Source organism: Mitsuaria sp. 7 (assembly GCF_001653795.1).
In the GTDB taxonomy this organism is placed as follows: domain Bacteria; phylum Pseudomonadota; class Gammaproteobacteria; order Burkholderiales; family Burkholderiaceae_C; genus Roseateles.
The window spans coordinates 5,784,597-5,808,111 of record NZ_CP011514.1; the positions used below are offsets into that span (position 1 = coordinate 5,784,597).

Annotated in this window: 18 protein-coding genes and 1 pseudogene; 12 read left to right on the forward strand and 7 right to left on the reverse strand. The window is 68.8% G+C overall.

The window, feature by feature from the left end; all coding sequences use genetic code 11:
* Nucleotides 1-20: 20 nt before the first annotated feature.
* Both ABE85_RS25400 and ybeY read left to right on the forward strand, forming a co-directional pair.
* A pseudogene (locus tag ABE85_RS25400) lies at nt 21-980 on the forward strand (PhoH family protein); the annotation flags it as partial.
* A 299-nt stretch (nt 981-1,279) separates the two neighbouring features.
* The gene (gene ybeY, locus ABE85_RS25405; RefSeq protein ID WP_067281443.1) at nt 1,280-1,789 is read left to right on the forward strand and encodes an rRNA maturation RNase YbeY; all 510 of its coding nucleotides are present in this window, start codon (nt 1,280-1,282) and stop codon (nt 1,787-1,789) included.
* Nucleotides 1,790-1,805: 16 nt separating this feature from the next.
* On the opposite strand, the gene ABE85_RS25410 is transcribed toward ybeY, so the two are convergent.
* Nucleotides 1,806-2,900 carry a magnesium transporter CorA family protein gene (locus tag ABE85_RS25410; RefSeq protein WP_067281445.1) on the reverse strand — a complete coding sequence of 365 codons (1,095 nt, stop codon included), beginning with the start codon at nt 2,898-2,900 and terminating at the stop codon, nt 1,806-1,808.
* A gap of 41 nt (nt 2,901-2,941) precedes the next feature.
* Nucleotides 2,942-3,949 carry a porphobilinogen synthase gene (gene hemB / locus ABE85_RS25415; RefSeq protein ID WP_067281447.1) on the reverse strand — a complete coding sequence of 336 codons (1,008 nt, stop codon included), beginning with the start codon at nt 3,947-3,949 and terminating at the stop codon, nt 2,942-2,944.
* Nucleotides 3,950-4,169: 220 nt separating this feature from the next.
* Here hemB and ABE85_RS25420 point away from each other — a divergent pair, with 220 nt between their 5' ends.
* The 7 genes from ABE85_RS25420 (at nt 4,170) to ABE85_RS25450 (ending at nt 9,332) form a co-directional block, all read left to right on the forward strand.
* Nucleotides 4,170-4,598 carry a CopD family protein gene (locus ABE85_RS25420; protein WP_067281451.1) on the forward strand — a complete coding sequence of 143 codons (429 nt, stop codon included), beginning with the start codon at nt 4,170-4,172 and terminating at the stop codon, nt 4,596-4,598.
* A 7-nt stretch (nt 4,599-4,605) separates the two neighbouring features.
* Nucleotides 4,606-5,802: a VanZ family protein gene (locus tag ABE85_RS25425; protein WP_067281453.1), complete on the forward strand. Its 1,197-nt coding sequence runs from the start codon at nt 4,606-4,608 to the stop codon at nt 5,800-5,802.
* On the forward strand, nt 5,799-6,131 hold the full coding sequence (locus tag ABE85_RS25430; protein WP_067281455.1) for a ferredoxin: 333 nt from the start codon (nt 5,799-5,801) through the stop codon (nt 6,129-6,131). The genes ABE85_RS25425 and ABE85_RS25430 overlap by 4 nt, the downstream gene beginning before the upstream one ends.
* 16 nt (nt 6,132-6,147) lie before the next feature.
* Nucleotides 6,148-6,783 carry an alpha/beta hydrolase gene (locus ABE85_RS25435; protein WP_067281457.1) on the forward strand — a complete coding sequence of 212 codons (636 nt, stop codon included), beginning with the start codon at nt 6,148-6,150 and terminating at the stop codon, nt 6,781-6,783.
* A 13-nt stretch (nt 6,784-6,796) separates the two neighbouring features.
* On the forward strand, nt 6,797-7,966 hold the full coding sequence (locus tag ABE85_RS25440) for a D-alanyl-D-alanine carboxypeptidase family protein (protein WP_067281459.1): 1,170 nt from the start codon (nt 6,797-6,799) through the stop codon (nt 7,964-7,966).
* A 169-nt stretch (nt 7,967-8,135) separates the two neighbouring features.
* Entirely contained in the window at nt 8,136-9,017 is an 882-nt protein-coding gene (locus ABE85_RS25445) for a D-amino acid aminotransferase (protein ID WP_067281460.1), read from the forward strand.
* A 24-nt stretch (nt 9,018-9,041) separates the two neighbouring features.
* A complete protein-coding gene (locus ABE85_RS25450; protein WP_067281461.1) occupies nt 9,042-9,332 on the forward strand; it encodes a DUF493 family protein in 291 nt (96 codons plus the stop codon).
* Between the two features lie 41 nt (nt 9,333-9,373).
* Here the strand turns inward: ABE85_RS25450 and ABE85_RS25455 are convergent, their stop codons facing one another.
* Nucleotides 9,374-10,042 carry a tetratricopeptide repeat protein gene (locus tag ABE85_RS25455; RefSeq protein WP_067281462.1) on the reverse strand — a complete coding sequence of 223 codons (669 nt, stop codon included), beginning with the start codon at nt 10,040-10,042 and terminating at the stop codon, nt 9,374-9,376.
* 62 nt (nt 10,043-10,104) lie between these two features.
* Here ABE85_RS25455 and lipB point away from each other — a divergent pair, with 62 nt between their 5' ends.
* The 3 genes from lipB to ABE85_RS25470 all read left to right on the forward strand — a co-directional run bounded on the left by lipB (nt 10,105) and on the right by ABE85_RS25470 (nt 13,948).
* Nucleotides 10,105-10,773: a lipoyl(octanoyl) transferase LipB gene (lipB, locus tag ABE85_RS25460; protein ID WP_067281463.1), complete on the forward strand. Its 669-nt coding sequence runs from the start codon at nt 10,105-10,107 to the stop codon at nt 10,771-10,773.
* A gap of 32 nt (nt 10,774-10,805) precedes the next feature.
* A complete protein-coding gene (lipA, locus tag ABE85_RS25465; protein WP_067281464.1) occupies nt 10,806-11,816 on the forward strand; it encodes a lipoyl synthase in 1,011 nt (336 codons plus the stop codon).
* 164 nt (nt 11,817-11,980) lie between these two features.
* Nucleotides 11,981-13,948, forward strand: a complete 1,968-nt coding sequence (locus ABE85_RS25470) for a M61 family metallopeptidase (RefSeq protein WP_067281466.1) — start codon at nt 11,981-11,983, stop codon at nt 13,946-13,948.
* On the opposite strand, the gene ABE85_RS25475 is transcribed toward ABE85_RS25470, so the two are convergent.
* Genes ABE85_RS25475 through ABE85_RS25490 form a run of 4 tightly spaced genes read right to left on the reverse strand, consistent with a single transcriptional unit; the run spans nt 13,949 to nt 23,473 of the window.
* Entirely contained in the window at nt 13,949-15,448 is a 1,500-nt protein-coding gene (locus ABE85_RS25475) for an efflux transporter outer membrane subunit (protein WP_231993184.1), read from the reverse strand. It lies immediately after the preceding gene.
* 3 nt (nt 15,449-15,451) lie between these two features.
* Nucleotides 15,452-18,637, reverse strand: coding sequence for a multidrug efflux RND transporter permease subunit (locus tag ABE85_RS25480; RefSeq protein ID WP_067281467.1), 3,186 nt, complete (start codon nt 18,635-18,637; stop codon nt 15,452-15,454).
* The gene (locus tag ABE85_RS25485; protein ID WP_082939101.1) at nt 18,634-21,855 is read right to left on the reverse strand and encodes an MdtB/MuxB family multidrug efflux RND transporter permease subunit; all 3,222 of its coding nucleotides are present in this window, start codon (nt 21,853-21,855) and stop codon (nt 18,634-18,636) included. The genes ABE85_RS25480 and ABE85_RS25485 overlap by 4 nt, the downstream gene beginning before the upstream one ends.
* Before the next feature lie 19 nt (nt 21,856-21,874).
* On the reverse strand, nt 21,875-23,473 hold the full coding sequence (locus ABE85_RS25490; protein ID WP_082938947.1) for an MdtA/MuxA family multidrug efflux RND transporter periplasmic adaptor subunit: 1,599 nt from the start codon (nt 23,471-23,473) through the stop codon (nt 21,875-21,877).
* Nucleotides 23,474-23,515 lie beyond the last annotated feature (42 nt).

Here is a 23,515-nt window from a genome sequence, read left to right on the forward strand (position 1 = left end):
GAATACGGAGCCTTCTCCGCTTGAACCTGCGCCACGCCTTCACCCCCGCCGACAACCGTCGCCTGTCGCACCTGTGCGGCCCGCTGGACGAGCATCTCCGCCAGATCGAGGCGGCGCTGACCGTGCGCATCACCCACCGCGCGGAGCACTTCAACATCGAGGGCGACCGCGCGCCGGCGGAGCGCACGCTCGCCCTGCTGGAAGCGCTCTACGCGCGCGCCGACCGGGCCATCCCCGGCGAGACCCTGCGGCTGGCCATCGTCGAGGCCGCCAACGACGTGGCCGCGCCGACGAAGCTAACCAACGGCGAGGACACGGACGGCGACACCATCGTGCTGCGCACGCGCCGCGCGGACCTCGCGGGTCGCACGGGCAACCAGCACCTCTACCTGCGCAGCATCCTGTCGCACGACATCAGCTTCGGCATCGGTCCGGCGGGCACGGGCAAGACCTTCCTCGCGGTGGCTTGCGCGGTGGATGCGCTGGAGCGCTCGACGGTGCAGCGCATCATCCTGACGCGCCCGGCGGTCGAAGCGGGCGAGCGCCTCGGCTTTCTGCCCGGCGATCTGACGCAGAAGGTCGACCCGTACCTGCGGCCGCTCTACGACGCGCTGTACGACCTGATGGGCTTCGATCGCGTGACCAAGGCGTTCGACAAGGGTCAGCTGGAGATCGCGCCGCTGGCCTTCATGCGGGGGCGGACTCTGAATCACGCCTTCGTCATCCTCGACGAGGCGCAGAACACGACGCCCGAGCAGATGAAGATGTTCCTGACGCGCATCGGCTTCGGCAGCAAGTGCGTGGTGACCGGCGACACGAGCCAGATCGACCTGCCGCGCGGTATGCGCAGCGGGCTGGTCGACGCGGAGCAGGTCCTGGACGGCGTCGAGGGCATCGCGATCACGCGTTTCACGCGCGCGGACGTCGTGCGCCATCCGCTGGTCGCGCGCATCGTGCAGGCCTACGAGAACCAGACGGAAGCGCTGGCGCGCGAGGAAGCGCGCGAGCAGGAAGCGCACCGCGCCCAGTTCGCCGAAGAACGCGAGGAGCGTCGCCTGCGTGCGCTGCGCTTGCGCGAGGAGGCGATGCGCTTCGAAGAAGCGCCTCCGCCGCCTGCCGTGAAGAAGCCAGCGGTGAAGAAGCCTGCGGCGAAGAAGGCGGCAGTGAAAGGGGCGGCGGTGAAGAAATCCGCGGCGAAGAAGCCCGGTGCGACCAAGTTGGTTGCGAAAAAGGCGGCGGCCAAGACGGCCGGCAAGCCTGCGCGCAAGGGAGCCGCACGATGAGCCGCCAGGAACTGAGCCTTTCGCTGCAATTCGCGGATCCGCGCCACAAGGCGCTGCTGCCGCGGCACAAGGTGATCCGCTGGATGCGCGCGGCGTTGGAGCTGCCGGGCGAGATCACCGTCCGCATCGTCGATGCGGAGGAGGGGCAGTCGCTCAATCGCGAATACCGCTCGAAGGACTACGCGACCAATGTGCTGACCTTCGACTACACGCACGAGCCTGTCGTGGCTGCGGACCTGGTGATCTGCGCGGAGGTCGTGGAGCGCGAGGCCAAGGAGATGGGCCTGGACCTGGCGGCGCACTACGCGCACATGCTTGTTCACGGGACCTTGCACGCACAGGGCTACGACCACGAGGAAGACGACGAGGCCGAGTTCATGGAAGCACGCGAGACCGAGGTGATGGTCGGGCTCGGCTTCGCCGACCCCTATGCCGCGAGGTCCGAGCCGGCCAAGACCGTGAAGGCCAAAGCCAAGGCCAAGGCCAAGGCCAAGGCGAAACTCTGAACGTTCCCCGTCCCCGCTACTGCTGCGTGCCCAGGTAGCGCTTGCGCCAGAAGAATGCGCCCAGCGCGAGGGCCGTGACGACCATGACGCCGACGGCGATCCAGAAGCCGGTGGCCCGGTGGATCAGCGGCAGCGTATCGAAGTTCATGCCGAAGACGCCGGTGATCAGGTTCAGCGGCAGGAAGATGGCCGTCAGCACGGTCAGCGTCCGCATGATGTTGTTGGTGCGCTCGCCGGTGAGCGAGAAGTGCATCTGCACCGAGGTCTCGGCGGACGTTTCCAGACGCCTCACGTGGGTCAGCACCCGCTCGACGTGTTCGAGCACGTCGCGCGACCGCACGCGCAGCAGCTCGCGCTCGCGCTCCGCCCGCGCGTCGCCGACCGGCCATTCGCCGAGCGCGTCTATCCATTCCTGGACGGCGCTGCGCTGGTCCTCGCAGAGGTCTTCCAGCCGCGACAGCGTGTCGCGGGCGTGCAGCACGACGGGCCAGTCGCGGAAGTGACCACGGCGGTCGAGCAGCAGGTTCTGCAGCGTCGTCAACTGGCGCGTCAGCAGCCGGCGCAGGTCGAGGTAGCTGTCGACCATGTGGTTGACCATGCGCAGCATCAGCTCGGCCGGGCTGTGAGGCAGGCGCGTGCTGCCGCGCAAGTCGCGACCTTCCTGCTGCGCCCCCAGCTTCCCGGCGAAGTGATCCCTCAACGAGCACTCGCCCGGATGCACCGTGATCAGCACGCGGTCGAAGACGGCGAAGCCGACCGGACTCGTGTCGATGGCCTTCAGCGCCTCGTTGACCGCCGCCGCATGACGGGGTTCGTCGTCGGACAGGTATTGCTCGCTGCCCGGCATCGTCGCGAGCCGTCGGAAGACCATCAGGTCGTACGAGCTCGTGTAGTCGAAGTGCGACGGCAGTTGCGGATTCATCAGATCCGAGACGTGCAGATCGAGCAGCTGCGCGCCGGCCCATCGCATCAGCCGCTGCTGCAGCGTGCCCAGTTGCAGCTCGAACTCGCGCCGCGGCAGGCCGATCCACAGGAAGCCTTCTGGCGGGAGCTCATCGGGCAGCGCGGCGAGCTCCTCATAGAGCGCGTCGCTGAGATGGAAGATGCGCATGCGTCGGTCGGGCAGCCGGCGTTCCCTGGCGTCGTGGACGCTCAGGCGCCGGCGCGGATCAGACGCGCCGCGTCCATCGCGAAATAGGTCAGGATGCCGTCGGCGCCGGCGCGCTTGAAGGCCAGCAGCGCTTCGAGCATCACGGCGTCGTGGTCCAGCCAGCCGTTGGCGGCGGCGGCCTTGATCATGGCGTACTCGCCGCTGACCTGGTACGCGAAGGTCGGGACGCGGAATTCCTGCTTCACGAGTCGCACGATGTCCAGGTAGGGCAGGCCGGGCTTGACCATCACCATGTCCGCGCCCTCGGCCAGGTCCAGGCCGACTTCCCGCAAGGCCTCATCGCTGTTGCCGGGGTCCATCTGGTACGTCTTCTTGTCCGCCTTGCCGAGGTTGCTGCGCGAGCCCACGGCGTCGCGGAACGGACCGTAGAAGGCGCTGGCGTACTTGGCGCTGTAGGCCATGATCCGCGTGTGGATGTGGCCGTCGGCCTCGAGCGCCGCGCGGATGGCGCCGATGCGGCCGTCCATCATGTCGCTGGGCGCGACGATGTCCACGCCCGCCTGGGCCTGGACCAGCGCCTGCTGCTTCAGCAGTTCGACGGTGCGGTCGTTCAGGATGTAGCCCTGCTCGTCGAGCACGCCGTCCTGGCCGTGGCTGGTGTACGGGTCGAGCGCGACGTCCGTCAGCACGCCCAGGCCGGGCACCTTCTCCTTGAGCGCGCGCACGACGCGCGGGATCAGGCCGTCCGGGTTGGTCGCCTCGATGCCGTCGGGCGTCTTCAACGCCGTGTCGATCGCGGGGAAGAGCGCGATCACCGGGATGCCCAGTTCGACGCATTCCTCGGCGACGGGGATCAGCCTGTCCAGACTCAGCCGGGACACGCCCGGCATCGAATTGATCGGTTCGACACGGTTCTCGCCTTCATGCACGAACACCGGAAAGATGAAATCGCTCGGATGCAGCCGGTTTTCGCGGACCAGCGCCCGGGTGAAGGCGTCGCGGCGCAGGCGACGGGGGCGACTGGCGGGATAAGGTGCGGGAAGTTGCATGATTTCCGAGAGGGGCCACCAGAATGAGGGGCCACGCGGTGAAAACACGTGGATTCCGAAATTCGGCAGATCTGTTAAAGTCGTTCTTGAATGATAGCCGCTCGGCTGTCGTTCCCTGCTTTTCCTCCCTGAGCAGGAGCCTTAGCGTGATGACAGCGATAAGGCTTTCCGACCCCGGCTGTGAAGCCGGGGTTTTTTTTCGCGCCTCCATAATGCCGCGATGCTCTGGATCAAAGCGCTTCACATCATTTTCGTCGCCGCGTGGTTCGCTGGCCTGTTCTATCTGCCGCGGATCTTCGTGAACCTGGCCATGGTCCCGGCAGACAGCCACGCCGAGCGCGAACGGCTGTTGATCATGGCGCTGAAGCTCTATCGCTTCAGCTCGGGCCTGATGCTGCTCGCCCTGGTCTTCGGCGCGGTGCTGTGGCTGTACTACGGCATCGGTCGCGGTCCGGGCAACGGATGGATGCACGCCAAGCTCGCGCTGGTCGTCGCGGTCATCGGCTATCACCACGTGTGCCGTGCCTTCCTGCGCAAGTTCGAGATGCTCGCCAACCGCCGCAGCCACAAGTGGTTCCGCGTGTTCAACGAGGTCTCGGTGCTGATGTTCGCGGCGATCGTGATCCTGGTCGTCGTCAAACCCTTCTGATCCGGCGATGCATAGGCGCAGTTCCGCCACCTGGCTGGCCCTGTGTTATGCCGTGCTGGTGGTCTATGCCAGCCTCTATCCGTTCTGGCCCTGGCGCATGCCGCCCAGCCTGCCCTGGCCGGGCTTCGTCGGACTGCCCTGGCCGCGCTACTGGGGCAAGTTCGACATCTGGGTCAACGTCGTCGGCTACTGGCCGCTGGGCCTGCTCTGCTTCTCGGCGGTGATCCGTGGCAGCGGCAGTCTGGTGCGCGCGCTGTTGCTGACGGTGGTCGGGCTGCCGCTGCTGTCGTTCTCGATGGAGACGCTGCAGTACTTCCTTCCCGGCCGCGTGCCGTCGCTGGCCGACTTCCTGCTGAACAGCGCCGGCGCGTGGCTCGGTGGACTGTGCGCCTGGGCGGTGCTCGGACTCGGCGGCCTGCGGCGATGGAACGGCTGGCGCGAGCGCTGGTTCGTGCCGCACAGCGCGGGTGCGCTGGCCTTGCTGGCGCTGTGGCCGGTGGGACTGCTGTATCCGGCACCGTTGCCGCTGGGCCTCGGCCAGCTGTTCCCCCGGTTGCGCGAATGGGCAGAGCTGCTGCTTGAGAACACGCCCTGGGAACTCGTTCCCAAGGAACTCACCGACGAGCTGCCCTTGCCGCCTGGCCTGGAGGCCATCGCCATCGCCATGGGCGTCCTGGCGCCATGCCTGCTCGCGTTGTCGGTGGCGCGACCCGGCAAGCGACGCGCGTTGCTGGTGCTGGGCGCGATCGCGCTGGGCGTGACCACGACGGCCTGGTCGACGGTGCTGAACTTCGGCCCCGATCACGCCTGGGCCTGGCTGACCTCGACGACCGAGCCGGGCCTGATCATCGGCGGCGTGCTCGCGATGCTGGCGGCCTTCATGTCGCGGCGCGCGAACGCGGCGTGGGGCCTGGTCGTGCTGACCGCGCTGATCGCGTTGATGGCCGAGGCGCCGTCCGATCCCTACCTGCTCGAGAGTCTGCAGTTCTGGGAGCAGGGCCGTTTCGTCAACCTCTACGGACTGGCGCAATGGGTGGGATGGCTGTGGCCGTTCGCCGCGCTGGCGTGGCTGCTTTATGGCGTCACGCAGAGCGATCGCGCGGGTTCGCCGCCTGCCGGTGGGCGCTCTGAAGGACGAACGGTTCGTGAAGGACCGCACGAATCGCCGCTCGGTGAAAACCCTGAAACTACAATCGACCGATGAGCTCAGCCAGCTACTACCAACGCCACATCTTCTTCTGCCTGAACCAGCGCGAGAACGAGAACGCCTGCCTTCAGCACAACGCGCAGGAGGCCTTCGACCACTGCAAGAAGCGCGTGAAGGCCGAGAAACTGGCCGGCAAGGGCGGCGTGCGCGTGAACAAGGCGGGCTGCCTGGACCGCTGCGCCGGCGGGCCGGTGGCGGTCGTGTACCCGGACGCGGTCTGGTACCAGTTCGTGGACAACAGCGACATCGACGAGATCGTCGAGCGCCACCTCAAGCACGGTGAAGTCGTCGAGCGCCTGGTGCTCGACGATTCGGTCGGCCGCTGATCGGGAGTCCGTTCGAATGAATGCACAGACCCAGCGCCGCCAGATCGCAGGCCCGGCCGGCGAGATCGAATGCGCCATCGATGAGCCCGCGGTCGACGCGGGCCCGCTGCGCGGCGTGGTGGTGATCTGCCACCCGAACCCGACGCAGGGCGGCACGATGGACAACAAGGTGGTGCAGACGATCGCTCGCGCGTTCGTGCACCTGGGCTATCGCGCGGTGCGCTTCAACTTCCGCGGCATCGGCAAATCCGCTGGTGCCTGGGACGAAGGTCGCGGCGAGGTCGACGACGCGCTGGCCGTGATCGCGGCCTTGCGCGATCCGGCGCAGCCGCTCGCGCTGGCGGGGTTCTCCTTCGGCGGCTTCGTCGCGTCGCAGGCGGCGCTCCAGCTCGAGCAGCCGGCCGAGCGCCTGCTGCTGGTCGGTCCTGCCGCGAGCCGCTTCGGCGTCGCGACGGTCCCGGCCGATACCGTCGTGATCCACGGCGAACAGGACGATGTGGTGCCGCTGAGTGCGGTCTTCAACTGGGCGCGCCCGCAGGCGCTGCCGGTCATCGTGGTGCCCGGTGTCGGGCATTTCTTCCATGGGCAGTTGCCGCTGCTCAAGAACTTGGTGACGCGCGGCTGGCATGCCGTCGGCGAAGCGCGCACCTAAGGATCTCTCCCGAATGAAACGATTCCTCGCCTCCCTGGCCCTCGGCCTGGGCCTGTCCAGCTTCGTGATGACGACCGGCGCGTCGGCGCAGGCGCTGGCGCCGCCCGAGATCGCGGCCCGCAACTTCGTGCTGCTGGACCTGACGACCCACCAGACGCTCGCCGAGCGCGATGCCGACACGCCGCAGGATCCCGCCTCGCTGACCAAGCTGATGACGGCCTATGTCGTGTTCGACGCGCTCAAGGCCAAGCGCCTGACGCTGGACCAGACGCTGACCGTGTCCAAGCGCGCGTGGGACGAGCGCAAGGGCGATCCGTCGCTGATGTTCATCGACACGACGATGACGCCCAAGGTCGACGAGCTGCTGCGCGGCATGATCATCCAGTCGGGCAACGACGCCTCGGTCGCGCTGGCCGAAGGCGTGGGCGGTACCGTCGAGCAGTTCGTCGCGATGATGAACAAGCAGGCGCAGGCCTGGGGCCTGAAGAACACCTCGTTCAAGAACGTCACCGGCATCACCGAGCCCGGCCACAAGACGAGCGCCCGCGACATCGCGGTCATCTTCTCGCACGTGATCCAGGACTATCCGCAGTACTACGCCGACTACTATTCCAAGCGCGAGTACACCTTCAACAAGATCCGCCAGTCCAACCGCAACATGCTGCTGGGCCGCGATCCGTCGGTGGACGGCGGCAAGACCGGCTACACCGATGCGGCCGGTTACTGTCTGGCGGCCAGCGCGCAGCGCGACGTGCCCAACGGCAAGCGCCGCGTGCTGAGCGTGGTGATGGGCACGGCCTCGAAGGAAGCGCGTGCGACCGAAAGCCAGAAGCTGCTGAACTGGGGCTACTCGGCCTTCGACGCGGTGCGCCTGTTCGAGAAGAACCAGCCGATCACGACCGTCAAGGTCTGGAAGGGCGCCCTGCCGGAAGCCAAGCTGGGCGCGGCCGATGCGGTCTTCGTCGCGGTGCCGCGCGGCGAGGGTGGCAAGCTCAAGACCGACATCCAGCGCACCGACCCGCTGGTCGCGCCGCTGGCGCTGAACCAGCGCGTGGGCACGCTGAAGGTGACGACCTCGGGCGGCGCGCCGGTGGCCGAAGTGCCGCTGGTCGTGCAGCAGGAGGTGCCGCTGGCCGGCATCTTCGGTCGAGCCTGGGACGCGATCCGTCTCTGGATCAAGTGAGACCTGTCGCCTGACCGGCTGACCGGCCGGTCAGGCGCCTGCGCGATGGTCCTCCCGGGCCATGGGGACGGGGCTTGGGCCCCAAGGCCCCTCGCTTGCCGGGGTTGGCGGGCCGGGCCGGCGGCGTACAGTCGGTGGCTTCGGCGTGACCACACTGCGGGAGCCACCGATGACCATGCCCTGGGCCGATCTTCCCTGCTACCTGAACGGCCACCTGGGCCGGCTCGGCGATGCCCGGGTGCCGGTGATGGACCGAGGATTCCTCTTCGGCGACGGCGTCTACGAGTCCATCCCGGTCTATGCGCGCCGCCTGTTCCGCGTGGATGACCACCTCGACCGGCTCGGTCGCAGCCTGAAGGCGCTCCGCATCGAGGACCCCTACGAGCGCGAAGCCTGGCTGGACCTGTTCCACAGTCTGGTGGCGCATCTGCCGGAGGTCGAGGATCAGATGATCTATCTGCAGGTCACGCGCGGCGTCGCGGCGCGCGGCCATGCGATGCCCAGGGACCTGGAGCCGACGGTGCTCGCGTACACGCAGCCCCTGCTCGCGTTGACGCCGGAGCAGCGCCATCAAGGCCTGATCTGCGTGACGGCGCGGGATTTCCGCTGGCAGCGCGGCGACATCAAGAGCATCTCGCTGCTGGGCAACGTGCTGGCACGGCAGGCCGCGGCCGATCAGGGCGCGGACGAGACCGTGCTGATCCGCGACGGCTATGTGACCGAGGGCTCCAGCAGCAACGTGTGGATCGTCCGCGACGGCGCGCTGCTGACGCCGCCGCCGGGCGAGGCGCTGCTCGAAGGCATCCGCGTGCGTCTGCTCAAGGAGCTCTGCGAGGAGCTCGGCATCGCCTGCAACCTGCGTCCGATCGCGGAGACCGAGCTGAGCACCGCCGATGAAATCCTGCTGACCTCCGCCAGCAAGGAGGTCGCCCCGGTCACCCGGCTCGATCACGAGCAGGTCGGCCACGGCGCGCTGCGCGGCAAGCCCGGCCCGGTCTACGCGAAGCTCCACGAGGCCTATCAGCGGGCCAAGATCTTGCAAAGCCGCTGACCGACACCATTTGAATTTCCCATCATGACCAGCTTCAACAACGCCCCGATCCCGCCCGAGCAGTCGCTCATCGAGTACCCGTCGCAGTTCCCCATCAAGGTGATGGGGGCGCAGGTGGACGGCTTCGTCGAGGCGATCGTCAGCGTCGCGCAGCAGTTCGATCCGGCCTTCGACGCGGCGACGGTGGAGACCCGCCCGAGTTCGGGCGGCAAGTACCTGGGCGTGACGATCACCGTCACGGCGACCAGCCGCGAGCAGCTCGACGAGCTCTATCGCACGCTGACCACGCACCCCATGGTGAAGGTCGTCCTGTAAACCAGGAGCGGTCGGACCGCGTCAGGTCCGATCCGGCCGGCTCATACGGAGCCGGCGTCGGCCGCGAGCGCCGCGTCGACCGCCTTGAGCTTGTACGGCGCCGCCTCGTCGCCGTTGCGTGCGGCGATGTCGTACCAGTAGCGCGCCAGGCGCAGGTCGCGATCGACGCCCAGCCCCGACTCGTACATCGACGCGATCAGGTACTGCGCGCCAACGTCGCCGCCCTTGGCGGCTTCGCGGTACCACTGCGCCGCCTGCGGGAAGTCCTTGCCGGCGCCACGACCCAGGTAGAAGGCGGTGGCCACGGCCACCTGCGCATCGACGCTGCCATGCTCGGCTGCCTTCAGGTACCACGACTGGGCCTGGACCAGGTCGCGCTGGCCGTCCTCGCCCTGTTCGTGGAACTGGCCCAGCGCCAGCTCGGCGCGAACGAGGCCGCGACCGGCCGCGCGCAGCAGCAGTTGCCGGGCGAGCTTGGGATCAGGCTTGGGCACCTCCGCGCGCAGATGCATCATCGCGAGGTTGTAGTCGCCGAGCGCGAGGCCCTGCTGCGACAGCGCGCGGAACTGCTTCTCCGCCGCGCGGAGGTCGCCGCGTTCGTACGTGGCGAGCGCCTGCTCCAGCGTGACGCCGGCGGCGACGGCAGGGCCGCCCTGCAGCGCAAGGCAGCAGACCGCTGCGGCAGCGAGGGCCGTGATGTGACGCGGCATGGCGCGGCTCCTGAATGTCCTGATGACCGCGATGCTAGAGCCATCGCGGCTAGCATGCCGGGATGCTGATCAAGACCTTGGGCCGCGTCGACTACGCGGCCACGCTGGACGCGATGCGCGCCTTCACCGACGCCCGCGGTCCGGACACGCCGGACGAGCTCTGGCTCTGCGAATTCGATCCCGTCTACACCCAGGGCCTGGCCGGCCAGGCCGACAACGTCCTGGACCCGCAAGGCATTCCCGTCGTGCAGACCAACCGTGGCGGACAGGTGACGTATCACGGCCCCGGCCAGGTGGTGGCCTATCCGCTGGTGGACCTGAAGCGGCTGGGGATCTTCGTCAAGGAATACGTCTTCCGCCTGGAAACGGCCGTGATCCAGACGCTGGACGGATTCGGCGTGACCGGCCATCGCGTGACCGGCGCGCCCGGCATCTACGTGCGGCGGGACGTCCCGGGGGCGCATGCCGCACTCACCGGGCCGGCCGATCCGGCGGATCCGTTCCGGGGCCTGGGCAAGGTCGCGGCGCTGGGGATCAAGATCAGCCGGCACTGCACGTATCACGGCGTGGCGCTGAATGTCGCGATGGACCTGAAGCCCTTCCTGGGCATCCATCCGTGCGGATACGCAGGGCTCCAGACGGTGGACCTCGGTACACTCGGGGTTTTCACGGACTGGGCCACGGTGGCCCAGCGGTTCGGAGAGCGGCTCGCCGCGCAGCTCCAACCCTGAGGCCCGGAACAAGGCAACCGAGAGAACGCCTGATGGCAACCGAGAACGTCACCCACGAAGCCAAGAGCGCGTCCGACTACGACGCGACCGCCAAGCAGAAGGCGCAAGCCAAGACGGCGCGGATCCCGATCAAGATCATTCCGGCGGAACAGCTGAAGAAGCCGGACTGGATCCGGGTGAAGGCCGGTTCGCCGTCGACGCGCTTCTACGAGATCAAGCAGATCCTGCGCGAGCACAAGCTGCACACGGTCTGCGAGGAAGCGTCCTGCCCCAACATCGGTGAGTGCTTCGGCAAGGGCACGGCGACCTTCATGATCATGGGCGACAAGTGCACGCGGCGCTGCCCGTTCTGCGATGTCGGCCACGGCCGGCCGGATCCGCTGGACGTGGACGAGCCGCTGAACCTGGCCAAGACGATCGCGGCGCTGAAGCTGAACTACGTGGTGATCACCAGCGTGGACCGGGACGACCTGCGCGACGGCGGCGCCGGCCACTTCGCCGAGTGCATCCGCCAGGTGCGCGAGCTGAGCCCGCGCACGCAGATCGAGGTGCTGGTGCCCGACTTCCGCGGCCGCATGGACCGCGCGCTGGACATCCTGAAGGCGGCGCCGCCGGACGTGATGAACCACAACCTGGAGACTGCGCCGCGCCTGTACAAGGAAGCGCGTCCGGGCTCGGACTACCAGTTCAGCCTGAACCTGCTGAAGCGCTTCAAGGAAGCGGTGCCGGGCGTGCCGACCAAGAGCGGCATCATGGTCGGCCTGGGCGAGACCGATGAGGAGATCCTCCAGGTCATGCGCGACATGCGCGAGCACCACATCGACATGCTGACGATCGGGCAATACCTGTCCCCGTCGGGCCATCACCTGCCGGTGCGTCGTTACGTGCACCCGGACACCTTCAAGATGTTCGAGGAAGAGGCCTACAAGATGGGCTTCACCCACGCGGCGGTCGGCGCGATGGTGCGCTCCAGCTACCACGCGGACCAGCAGGCGCACGCCGCGCTGGAGAAGGTGGAAGCGGAGAAGGCGTCCGCGGCCTGAGTGCTTCTGATCGCCCGAGCGATCGATGAACACACGGACGGCCCTTCGGGGCCGTTTTGCATGGCCACTCGAGCCGGTGCATGACTTTCGTTGAAGCGGGGAGTCGGCCCCTACAAACGGCGCTTCTTCATCCGGCCTCGCGCGCATCGCGTCCTCCGCTTCCCATGCACAAGCACTCAAGCGCGTCGAAGCGCGCACTGGCCGGCGCGATGCTGTGCCTCCCCTTGATGGCGGTGGTCGCCGGTCCGACATCGGCACAGGCGGCTGACGGTCCGCAGGCGAAGACGCGGATCGCAGCCGCCAAGGCCGGTGAAGCCTTCCGCGGCGTCATGACGCTCGATGTCGATCTCACCGACACGCGTCGGCGGATCGTGACGATCAAGCAGCGCATCCCCGTGCAGCGCGCGGGCGAGATGACGCTGCTCTATCCGCAGTGGGAGATCGGGAGTCACGCGCCGTCCATTTCCGCGCACCGCCTGGCGGGCCTTGTCGTTCAGGCCGACGGCAAGACGCTGTCGTGGCGTCGCGATCCCGCTCGGGTCCACGCCTTCCGCATCGTCGTGCCCGCAGGCGCGCAGGTGCTCGATCTGAGCTTCCAATACCTGGCGCCGCTCAGCCGTGATCCCTCGGCGACGATCGTCGACGGCTTCGTCGGGGTCTACTGGAACCGGATGCTGATGTACCCGTCGGGCTGGAAGGCCAGCGACCTGCCGGTGCAGGCGACGATCAAGCTGCCCGCAGGGATGGTGCCGGCGACCGCCTTGTCCGGCGCGCCTGACGGCGAACGGATCCGCTTCGATCCGGTGTCGCTCGATCGACTCATCGATTCGCCGGTGTTCTCGTCTCGCCACGTGGTGACGCGTGAGATTGCCGGCGGCGTGCGCCCCGTGCGCGCGAACTGGCTGGCCGCGGATGCCGAGGTGGTCAAGAACGTCGACCGTTTCGACGCCAGGATGCAGGCGGTCCAACGCGAGACGGAAGCGGTCTTCGGCTTGCCGCCCTTCAAGCGCTACGACTTCCTGATCGCGCTCGACGACCGGCTGCCCGGTCCCGGCGGGATCGAGCATGCCGACTCGGGCGAGGTCGTGCTGCCCGCGAATCTGTTCTCCGAGCCGGCGGAGTCGACCTCCGTCATCGACGTCATTCCGCACGAACTCATCCATGCGTGGAACGGCTTGTGGCGCGTGCCGGCGGACATGGCCGTGTCCACGCCGAACGATCCGTTCACCGGCACGCTGCTGTGGGTCTACGAAGGTCAGACCGAGTTCTGGTCACGCGTCATCGCGGCGCGCTCGGGACTGCGCACGGTCGAGCAGACGCTCGGCGCGATCGCCCTGGATGCGGCCATCGTCCAGCACCGCGCGGGCCGCCAGTGGAAATCGCTCGCCGACAGCGCCAACGATCCGCTGATCCAGGACGGGACCGTGTACTGGCGCGACTGGCAGCGGCGCGAGGACTACTACATCGAGGGCGTGCTGTTCTGGCTCGACATCGATGCGCGTCTGCGCCAATGCAGCCACGGCGCCCGGGGCCTGGACGACTTCGCCACGCGCTTCTTCAGCGCGGCGGACCAGAAGCCGGGCGAGCGGCAACGGCCTTATTCGGAAGCCGACGTCGCCGCGACGCTAGCTCGCGTCTGCCCGGGTCCGTGGGCGGGGACGCTCCGCAAGAAGCTCGATGCCCACGATGACGACGGTGTCCTCGATGGCCTCGCCGCGCACGGCTGGCGGCTCGTGTTCCGCGATGCGCCGACCGAGTATTTCCGCCTGTACGAGGCCGGCGAGGGCGTGCTCGATCTGAGCTGGTCGGTGGGCATGACGGTGACCAAGGACGGCCGGGTGAAGGCGGCGACGTGGAACGGGCCTGCCTTCCGCGCGGGCATCGTGCCCGGGGCGCGATTGAAGACGGTCGACGAGGAGCCGTTCAGCGCCGAACGTCTCACGGCAGCGATCGCCGCCGCCAGGCAAGGCGGCGTGCGGCTGGGCATCCTGGTCGACGGGAATCAGGAGACCGTGACGGTCGATGCTTCCCGGGGCCTGCGCTATCCGACGCTGGAACGCATCGAAGGCACGCAGGATTCGCTGTCGACGCTGCTGGCGCCGCGCGCACCCCGCGCACCTCGCGCGCCTTGATCAGGCCGGCGTCCAGCGCCCTGCCACGTTCTTCAGCAGCAGGTTGATCGCCGCCAACTGTCGGTTGCGCACCGACAGCAGCGAGGCCTCCGCGTTGAAGGCGCTGTTCTGTGCCGTCGTGACGTCCAGGAAAGACACCGTGCCCGCGCGGTACTGGTCGGTCACCAGTTCGAGGTTGCGCTGCGCGGCGTCCAGCGCCTCCTGCTGCAGCCGCGCTTCCTCGCGCAGGTGGTCGGTGAGGATCAGGTTGTCCTCCACCTCCTGCAGCGCGGTCAGCACCGTCTGGCGATAGGTGGAGGTCGCGACCTCGGCGCTGGTGCGCGCCTGCGCGCTCGCCAGCTTGCGCTGGCCGCCGTCGAAGATCGCCTGCGCCAGCGAGGGTCCCAGCGACCAGAAGAGGTTGGGCGCCGACAGCAGATCGCTCAGCGTGCTGCTGCGATATCCGGCGCTGCCCGAGAGCGTGAGTGACGGGAAGTAGGCCGCGTCCGCGACACCGATCTGCGAATACGCCGCCGCCACGCGCCGCTGCGCGGCCGCGATGTCGGGACGACGCTGCAGCAGCTGCGAGGGCAGCAGCTCCGGCACCTCCGGCGGCTTCGGCAGCGCCGCGTTCTTCGCCAGGTCCAGCGCGGACGGCGGCAGCCCGAGCAGCACCGCGATCGCGTGTTCCAGCTGGCCGCGCGTGGAGCGCGTCTCCAGCAACTGCGCCTGGGCAGAGCGCAGTTGCGTCTGCGCCTGCAGGACGTCGCTGCGCGCGGCGACGCCGCTCTGGTAACGCGCCTGCGTCAAGTCGAGGAAGCGTTGATACGAGGTCACGCTGCGGTCGTACAGCGCCTCTTGCGCTTCCGCGGTCCGCAGCGAGAAGTAGGTCTGCGCCAGCGTCGCCTGCGCGCTCAGGCGCGCCGCGGCGAGGTCGTCGGCGCTCGCCTGCAGCGACGCGTTCGCGCCTTCGCTGGCCAGACGCAGCCGGCCCCAGAGGTCGGGTTCCCAGCTCGCGTTCAGCGAGGCCTGCACGCTGTTGGTCGGCCCGCGGTTGATCGAGCCGTTGGTGACGTTGCCGTCCGGACTCTTGCTGCGCGTGCCGGAGACGCCGACGGACAGCGTGGGGAACAGCGCCGAGCGGCTCGCCTCCAGCGCGGCGCGGGCGCCTTCCACCTGCGCGATCGCGGCCTTCAGGTTCTCGTTGCCGATCACCAGCCGATGCTGCAGGTCGTTGAGCACGGGATCGTCGAACAGCGTCCACCACTGCTCGGGCACCGGCTCGGCGGCGGCGGGGCGCGCCTGCTTCCACAGCGCGTTCTCCTTGAACTGCGTGGGCGCGGCGACCGGCGCGGGCGGATCGACGCGCGTCACCGCGCAGCCGCTCATCACGGCGACCAGCGCCGTCATCGCCGCTGCCGCCGCGATGGTGGTGAGGGCCGCGCGCGAACGTGCGGCGGGGGCGGAGGAGGCGTTCATCATCATCGGGGTCTGCATGTCGCTCTGCATGTCTGTCTGCATGTCTCAGCCCTGCAGGGGCGGAGCCGCGGGCGGCTCGGGATTCATCGGGGGCGCGGCGTTCGAGGCCGTGCCGGCCTTGTCGGCCTTCGCTGCTCGCCTGGCCGCGCGGCGCTTCATCACGCGCTGACGAAGCCGCTCCATCGTCACGAAGACGACCGGCGTCGTGTACAGCGTGAGCACCTGGCTCAGGATCAGGCCGCCGACGATGGCGATGCCCAGCGGCTTGCGCAGTTCGGCGCCGTCGCCGCTGCCCAGCGCCAGCGGCACCGCGCCGAAGATCGCGGCGAAGGTCGTCATCAGGATGGGGCGCAGCCGCAGCTTGGCCGCACGGAAGATCGCCGCGCCGGCCGTCAGGTGCGCCGTCGTGCGCTGCCGCGCGATGGCGAAGTCGATCATCATGATCGCGTTCTTCTTGACGATGCCGATCAGCAGGATCACGCCGATCAACGCGATGATCGAGAACTCCGTGTTGAACATCATCAGCGCCAGCAGCGCGCCGACGCCCGCGGAGGGCAGCGTCGACAGGATGGTCACCGGATGCACCAGGCTCTCGTAGAGCATGCCCAGCACCAGATAGATCGCGATGATGGCCGCGCCGATCAGGATGGGCTGCGACTTCAGCGCATCCTGGAACGCGTTGGCGGTGCCCGCGAAGGTGCCGCGCACCGAGACCGGCACGCCCAGCTCCGACATCGCGTTGTGGATCGCGTCCGTGGCCTGCGACAGGGACACGCCCTCGGGCAGGTTGAAGCTGATCGTCGACGCCGGAGAGCCGCTCTGGTGGTTCACCGACAGCGGCGTGTTCGTCGTCTCGAAGCGGCTGAACGCCGACAGCGGCACCTGCGCGCCCGCGCTGCTCGTGACGTAGAGCTTGCGCAGCGTCTCCGGGCCTTGCAGGTACTGCGGCGCCAGCTCCATGACCACGCGGTACTGGTTCAGCGGGTTGTAGATGACGCCGACCTGCCGTTGGCCGAAGGCGTTGTTCAAGGTCGTGTCGATGGTGCTCACCGTCACGCCCAGCCGCGCCGCCGCGTCGCGGTCGATGACCAGCGAGGTCTGCACGCCCTTGTCCTGCTGGTCGGTGTTGACGTCGGTCAGGTCCGGCAGCTGCGACAGCGCGTTGCGCACGCGCGGCTCCCACTCGCGCAGGGCTTCGAGGTCGTCCGCCTGCAGCGTGAACTGGTACTGCGCGTTGGCCTGCCGGCCGCCGATCCGGATGTCCTGCACCGGCACCAGGAAGAGGTTGGCGCCGGGCTCATGCGCCATCTTGTCGCGCAGCCGGTTCACGACCTGGTCGGCCGAGACCTTGCGCTCCTTCAGCGGCTTGAGCGTGATGTAGAAGTTCGCGCCGTTGCGCTGGCCGCCGCCGGTGTTGCCGTTGACGTTCTCCACCGCGGGGTCGGAGAGGATGATCTCCATGAAGCGGTCCACCCGCTGGCGCATCATCTCGAAGGAGCTGCCCTGGTCCGCCTGCACGCCGCCGATCAGCACGCCGGTGTCCTGCTGCGGGAAGAAGGTCTTGGGGATCGCGCCGTAGAGATGCACGTTCAGCGCGACCACCGCGACGAGCGACAGCAGCGCGACCGGCTGATGCCGCAGCGTCCACATCAGCGAACGGCGATAGCCGCGTGCCAGCCCGCGATTGAAGCGTCCGGCCAGACGCGCGAACCAGCCCTTGCGCTTCGTGGCGGCGCCGGGCGCCGGCTCCTTGCGCGCCTTCAGCACCCGCGAGGCCATCATCGGCGTCGTCGTCAGCGACACGATCATCGACACCAGGATGGAGGCCGACAGCACGACGGCGAACTCGCGGAACAGGCGTCCGACGACGCCGCCCATCAGCAGGATGGGGATGAACACCGCCACCAGCGACAGGCTGATCGAGATCACCGTGAAGCCGATCTCGCGCGCGCCGCGCAGCGAAGCCTCGACGGGCGAGAGGCCCTGCTCGATGTAGCGGGTGATGTTCTCGAGCACGACGATCGCGTCGTCGACGACGAAGCCCGTGGCCACCGTGAGCGCCATCGCCGACAGGTTGTCCAGGCTGTAGCCGCACAGGTACATCACGCCGAAGGTGCCGGCCAGCGACACCGGCACGGCGACCGCGGGCAGCAGCGTCGCGCGCCAGCTGCGCAGGAAGAGCAGCACCACGAGGATGACCAGGCCCACGGCGATCGCCATCGCACGCTGCACTTCGTCCAGCGAGGCGCGGATGGTCGGCGTGCGGTCGCTGATGACCTTGAGGTCGATCGCCGGCGGGATCGAGGCCTGCAGCCGCGGCAGCAGCTCACGCACGTGCCGCACGGTCTCGATGATGTTGGCGCCCGGCTCCTTCTGGATGAACAGCAGGATCGCCGGCTGGCCGTTGGAGGCGCCGTAGTTGCGCACGTCCTGGACCGAGTCGCTCACGTCCGCCACGTCGCGCAGCCGCAGCGCGGCGCCGTCGCGGTAGGACAGCACCACCGGCGCGTACTCGGAGGCGGTGCGCGCCTGGTCGTTCGCGCCGACCTGCCAGTAGCGGCCCGATTCCTCGACCGCGCCCTTGGGCCGGTTGGCGTTGGTGTTGGTGATGGCCTGGCGCACCTGGTCCAGCGAGATGCCGTTGGCCGCCAGCTTGTCCGGGTTGAGCTCGACCCGCACCGCCGGCAGCGCGCCGCCGCCGACGTTGACCTGCCCGACGCCGCCGACCTGCGCCAGCCGCTGCGCGAGCACCGTCGACGCGGTGTCGTACATCTGGCCGCGCGTCAGCGTCTGCGAGGTCAGCGCCAGGATCATGATCGGCGCGTCGGCCGGGTTGACCTTACGGTAGGTCGGGTTGCTCGGCATGCCGGTCGGCAGCAGCGTGCGCGCCGCGTTGATCGCGGCCTGCACGTCGCGCGCGGCACCGTCGATGTCGCGGCTCAGGTCGAACTGCAGCGTGACGTTGCTCGAGCCCAGCGAGGAACGCGAGGTGATCTCGGTGACGCCGGCGATGCTGCCGAGTGCGCGCTCCAGCGGCGTCGCGACGGTCGCGGCCATGGTGTCCGGGCTCGCGCCCGGCAGCGAGGCGGACACCGAGATCGTCGGGAAGTCCACCTGCGGCAGCGGCGCGATCGGCAGGAAGTGATAGCCGAGCATCCCCGCCAGCGCGATGCCGATGGTGATCAGCGTCGTCGCGACCGGCCTCGCGATGAACGGCGCGGAAATGTTCATCGCAGGTCTCCGCCCGGTCCGATCGGACCGATGGGCCCGGCAGGATCGGCGATCTGCGGTGCGTCGGGACCCCGGCGTTCGTCGGCGGCCCGCGTCTCGCGCTTCGCGCCGCGGCGCTCGCGCCAGCGCTGCGCCATGCGCGCGAAGCCCAGGTAGATCACCGGCGTCGTGAACAGGGTCAGCAGCTGGCTCACGATCAGGCCGCCGACCATGGTCACGCCCAGCGGATGCCGCAGCTCATGACCGACGCCGGTGCCCAGCATCAGCGGCAGTGCGCCCAACAGCGCGGCCATCGTCGTCATCAGGATCGGACGGAAGCGCAGCAGCGAGGCCTGGTGGATCGCGGCGCGCGGTTCGAGGCCCTGTTCGCGCTCGGCCTCGAGCGCGAAGTCGATCATCATGATCGCGTTCTTCTTGACGATGCCGATCAGCAGAACGATGCCGATGATCGCGATGATCCCCAGATCCAGCCCGCCCAGCAGCAGCGCCAGCAGTGCGCCCACGCCGGCCGACGGCAGCGTCGACAGGATGGTCACCGGATGGATGTAGCTCTCGTAGAGCACGCCCAGCACGATGTACATCGTGACCACCGCCGCCAGGATCAGGAACAGCGTGCTGGACAGCGAATTGCTGAAGGCTTCCGCCGCGCCTTGGAAACTGGTCTCGACGCTGATCGGCAGGTCGAGATTGGCCTGCTCGGCCTTGATCGCCTTCACCGCGTCGCCGAGTGCGACACCGGGCGGCAGGTTGAACGAGATCGTGGCCGCCGGAAACTGCGCGACGTGATTGATCGCCAGCGCCGCGGGACGTTCGACGATCTGCGCGACCGAGTTCAGCGGCACCTGCACCGAGGTCGTCGACGTCGTGCCGGTGGCGCTGGTGGTGGACGTGCTGCCGGGCACGTACAGCCCTTCGAGCGCGCGCGGTCCGCTGCGGAACTCCGGCGCCGCTTCAAGCACGACGCGGTACTGGCTGGACTGCGTGTAGATCGTCGAGATCAGCCGCTGGCCGAAGGCGTTGTAGAGCGCGGTGTCGATCGCCGCGATCGTGACGCCGAGCCGGCCCGCCGCCTCGCGGTCGATCTGGACCCAGGCCTGCAGACCCTGGTTCTGAAGGTCGCTGGCGACGTCGGCCAGCTGCGGCAGCGCCTTGAGCCGCTCCAGCAACTGGTCGTTGGCCTTCTGCAGGTCGGCCGTGTCCGGCGAGCTCAGCAGGAACTGGTACTGCGTCTTGGACACGCGGTCCTCGATCGTCAGGTCCTGCACCGGCTGCATGTAGGCGGTGATGCCAGGCACCTGCCGGTTCGCGTCGCCCAGCCGCGCGATGATCTCCGTCGCCGACGCGTGGCGCGTCGCGAACGGCTTCAGCGTGATCTGCATGCGGCCGGTGTTCAGCGACGCGTTGGCACCGTCGACGCCGATGAAGGACGCGATGTGGTCGACGTCGGGATCCTTCAGGAAGACCTCGGCCAGCTTCTGCTGACGCTCGCTCATCGCGTCGAACGAGGTGCTCTGCGTCGCCTCGGTGATCACCTGCAGCAGGCCGGTGTCCTGCACCGGGAAGAAGCCCTTGGGCACGACGACATACAGCAGCGCGGTCAGCACCAGCGTCCCGAAGAAGCCCAGCAGCGTCAGCACCGGACGGTCCAGCACCCAGTCCAGGCCGCGGCCGTAGGCCTGGATGACGGCCTCGAACTTCTCGCCGAACCAGGTGCCGAGTCGCGAGTGCTTCTGCTCGGACTCGGGCTTCAGCAGCCTCGCGCTCATCATCGGCGTCAGCGTCAGCGAGACGAAGGCCGAGATCAGGATGGAGACCGCCAGCGTGATCGCGAACTCATGGAACAGCCGACCGACGACGTCGCCCATGAACAGCAGCGGGATCAGCACCGCGATCAGCGAGACGGTCAGCGAGATGATGGTGAAGCCGATCTGCCTGGAGCCCTTGATGGCCGCCTCCATCGGCGAGTCGCCTTCCTCGACGTAGCGGGCGATGTTCTCGATCATCACGATCGCATCGTCCACGACGAAGCCGGTCGAGATGGTCAGCGCCATCAGCGTCAGGTTGTTGATCGAGAAGCCGGCGAGGTACATCACGCCGAAGGTGCCGATCAGCGACAGCGGCACCGCGACGCTGGGGATCAGCGTGGCGCTGCCGCTGCGCAGGAACAGGAAGATCACCGCGACGACCAGCACGATCGCGAGCAGCAGCTCGATCTCGGTGTCGTCGACCGAGGCGCGGATGGTCGTCGTGCGGTCGGACAGGATCTGCACGTCGACGGAGGCGGGCAGCGTGCCCTGCAGCTTGGGCAGCAGCGCCTTCACGCGGTCGACGGTCTGGATCACGTTGGCGCCGGGCTGGCGCTGAACGTTCAGGATCACGCCCGGCGTCGTGTCGGCCCAGGCCGCCAGGCGCAGGTTCTCGGCGTCGTCGACGATCACCGCGACGTCGTTCAGCCGCAGCGGGTTGCCGTTCTTCCAGGCAATGATCAGGTTCTGGTACTCGGCGGCGGAGCGCAACTGGTCGTTGGCGTCGATCGTCGACGCGCGTTGCGAGCCGTCGAAGCTGCCCTTGGCCTGGTTGACGTTGGCCGAGGCGATGGCGCTGCGCACGTCGTCCAGCGACAGCCCCAGCGCCGCGAGCGCGCGCGGATTCGCCTGGATGCGCACGGCGGGACGGCGCCCGCCGGCGATGCTGACGAGACCCACGCCGTCGACCTGCGACAGCTTGGGCGCGAGGCGGTTCTCGACCAGGTCATGGACCTTGATCACCGGCAGCGACGGCGAGGTCACCGCGATCGTCATCACCGGCGCGTCGGCCGGATTGACCTTGCTGTAGACCGGCGGCATCGGCAGGTCGCTGGGCAGCAGGTTGCTGCCGGCGTTGATCGCGGCCTGCACCTCCTGCTCGGCGACGTCCAGCGACAGGCCCAGCGAGAAGCGCAGCGTGATCACCGACGCGCCGCCCGAGCTCGACGAGGTCATCTGGCTCAGGCCCGGCATCTGGCCGAACTGGCGCTCCAGCGGCGCGGTGACGGTGGTGGAGATGACGTCCGGGCTCGCGCCCGGATAGAGCGTCGTGACCTGGATGGTCGGGTAGTCGACCTCCGGCAGCGCCGACAGCGGCAGCAGCCGGTAGGCCAGCAGGCCGGCCAGCAGGATGGCCAGCATCAGCAGCGAGGTCGCGACCGGCCGCTCGATGAAGGGACGGGACGGATTCATGGCCATGGCCGGGCCTCGATCAGTTGCCGCCGCCGGAGGCCGCCTGCCGGTTGGCGCGTTCGGCGCGGCGCTCGGCGATCCAGGCTTCCCGCTCGGCGGGACTCATCTTCATGACCTTCTCTTGGACATCGGGCGGCAGACGGTCCAGCCAGGCGGGACGGTCGCCGCCGGCTTGCGTGGCGTCGGCCGGACCGCCGGAGCCGCTCGCGGTGCCTTGCGGCGCCGATGCGCCGGAGGCGCGATGACCTTCGCCCCACGCGCCGGAGGCCGCGCCGCCCGGTGCGCTTGCGCTACGGCCGCGGCGCGGCGCGGCGTTGGCGCCGGCGCGCTGCTTCGGATCGGCGGCGATGACCTCGACCTTCGCGCCTTCGCGCAGCCGGTCGACGCCGTCGATGACGACGCGATCGCCCGGCTCGACCTTGCCGTCCACGGCCATCCAGTCGCCGTCGACCGCGCCGGTCTGCACGACCCGCGTCGACACGCTGTTGTCCGCGCCGACGACATAGACGTAGAAGCCCTGCGCGCCGCGCAGCACCGCGGCGGCCGGCACGGCCACGCGGTTCGGCTCGGTCGCGAGCTGCAGCTTCACGCTCACCGACTGGTTGGGGTAGAGCGCGTCGTCGTCGTTCGGGAACAGCGCCTTGAGCTTGATCGTGTCGGTGGTGATGTCGATCGCGTTGTCGGCGGTCGCGAGCTTGCCGGTGGCCAGACGCGTCTTGCCGTCGCGGCTCCACGCCTCGACCGTCATCGCGGTCTTGCCTTTCAGTCCGGCGGTCACCTGCGGCAGCAGCGCCGACGGCACCGCGAAGGTCAGCGCGATCGGGCGCGTCTGCGTGATGCTGACGATGCCGTTGGCGTCGCCGGTCTGCACGACGTTGCCGATGTCCGCCTGCTTCAGGCCGACGCGGCCCGAGATCGGCGCCTGCACGCGGCTGTAGGTGACCTGCAGCCGTGCGCTGTCGACAGCGGCCTGGTCGGCCTTGACCGTGCCGATGAGCTGGTTGACCGTCGCCTGCTGCGTGTCGACCTGCTGACGCGCGATGGCGTCCTTGGCGAGCAGATCCTGGTAGCGCGTCAGGTCGATGCGGGCGTTGTCCAGCGTGGCCTTGTCGCGGGCCAACTGGCCTTCCGCCTGGCCGAGCGCGGCCTGGAACGCGCGCGGATCGATCTGCGCCAGCGTCTGGCCGGCCTTGACCTGCTGGCCTTCGGTGAAGTGGATCTGCTGCAGCACGCCGGTGACCTGCGCGCGCACGACGGCGGTGTTGGACGCGCTGATGGTGCCGATCGCGGCGGCGGTGTGGCGGATGTCCTGCAGCCGCGCGGGCATCACCGACACCGGCTGCACGCGGTTGGCGGCGAAGCGGCCGCCACGACCCGGGGCGCCACCGCCGGGACCACCGGCACCGCCGGGGCCGCTCGCGGCGGAGGCGGGTCCGCCGGCTGCGCCGTCGGCACCGCGGCCCTTCCACCACCACCAGCCGCCGGCCGCGATGGCCAGCACCACGATGCCGAGGATCCAGGGTGTCGCCCGGCCTCGTTGCCGACGGTGCGTCGCCGCGTTGGAGAGGGGGGCGATGACAGTCCCCGGCACGCCGGGCAGGTTCTTGTTCGTGTTCATTCGGGCGGGCGATGCTTGCTATGTCGCTACCCTAGTATCTGG

Excerpts from the sequence above, each read along its gene's own strand:
- ybeY (WP_067281443.1), top strand. The coding sequence starts at position 1,280 with ATGAGCCGCCAGGAACTGAGCCTTTCGCTGCAATTCGCGGATCCGCGC.
- ABE85_RS25470 (WP_067281466.1), top strand. The coding sequence starts at position 11,981 with ATGCACAAGCACTCAAGCGCGTCGAAGCGCGCACTGGCCGGCGCGATG.
- ABE85_RS25445 (WP_067281460.1), top strand. The coding sequence starts at position 8,136 with ATGACCATGCCCTGGGCCGATCTTCCCTGCTACCTGAACGGCCACCTG.
- ABE85_RS25475 (WP_231993184.1), bottom strand. The coding sequence starts at position 15,448 with ATGCAGACAGACATGCAGAGCGACATGCAGACCCCGATGATGATGAAC.
- ABE85_RS25490 (WP_082938947.1), bottom strand. The coding sequence starts at position 23,473 with ATGAACACGAACAAGAACCTGCCCGGCGTGCCGGGGACTGTCATCGCC.
- hemB (WP_067281447.1), bottom strand. The coding sequence starts at position 3,949 with ATGCAACTTCCCGCACCTTATCCCGCCAGTCGCCCCCGTCGCCTGCGC.
- ABE85_RS25440 (WP_067281459.1), top strand. The coding sequence starts at position 6,797 with ATGAAACGATTCCTCGCCTCCCTGGCCCTCGGCCTGGGCCTGTCCAGC.
- ABE85_RS25430 (WP_067281455.1), top strand. The coding sequence starts at position 5,799 with ATGAGCTCAGCCAGCTACTACCAACGCCACATCTTCTTCTGCCTGAAC.
- lipB (WP_067281463.1), top strand. The coding sequence starts at position 10,105 with ATGCTGATCAAGACCTTGGGCCGCGTCGACTACGCGGCCACGCTGGAC.
- ABE85_RS25420 (WP_067281451.1), top strand. The coding sequence starts at position 4,170 with ATGCTCTGGATCAAAGCGCTTCACATCATTTTCGTCGCCGCGTGGTTC.
- ABE85_RS25455 (WP_067281462.1), bottom strand. The coding sequence starts at position 10,042 with ATGCCGCGTCACATCACGGCCCTCGCTGCCGCAGCGGTCTGCTGCCTT.
- ABE85_RS25480 (WP_067281467.1), bottom strand. The coding sequence starts at position 18,637 with ATGAACATTTCCGCGCCGTTCATCGCGAGGCCGGTCGCGACGACGCTG.
- ABE85_RS25410 (WP_067281445.1), bottom strand. The coding sequence starts at position 2,900 with ATGCGCATCTTCCATCTCAGCGACGCGCTCTATGAGGAGCTCGCCGCG.
- ABE85_RS25485 (WP_082939101.1), bottom strand. The coding sequence starts at position 21,855 with ATGAATCCGTCCCGTCCCTTCATCGAGCGGCCGGTCGCGACCTCGCTG.
- ABE85_RS25425 (WP_067281453.1), top strand. The coding sequence starts at position 4,606 with ATGCATAGGCGCAGTTCCGCCACCTGGCTGGCCCTGTGTTATGCCGTG.
- ABE85_RS25450 (WP_067281461.1), top strand. The coding sequence starts at position 9,042 with ATGACCAGCTTCAACAACGCCCCGATCCCGCCCGAGCAGTCGCTCATC.
- lipA (WP_067281464.1), top strand. The coding sequence starts at position 10,806 with ATGGCAACCGAGAACGTCACCCACGAAGCCAAGAGCGCGTCCGACTAC.
- ABE85_RS25435 (WP_067281457.1), top strand. The coding sequence starts at position 6,148 with ATGAATGCACAGACCCAGCGCCGCCAGATCGCAGGCCCGGCCGGCGAG.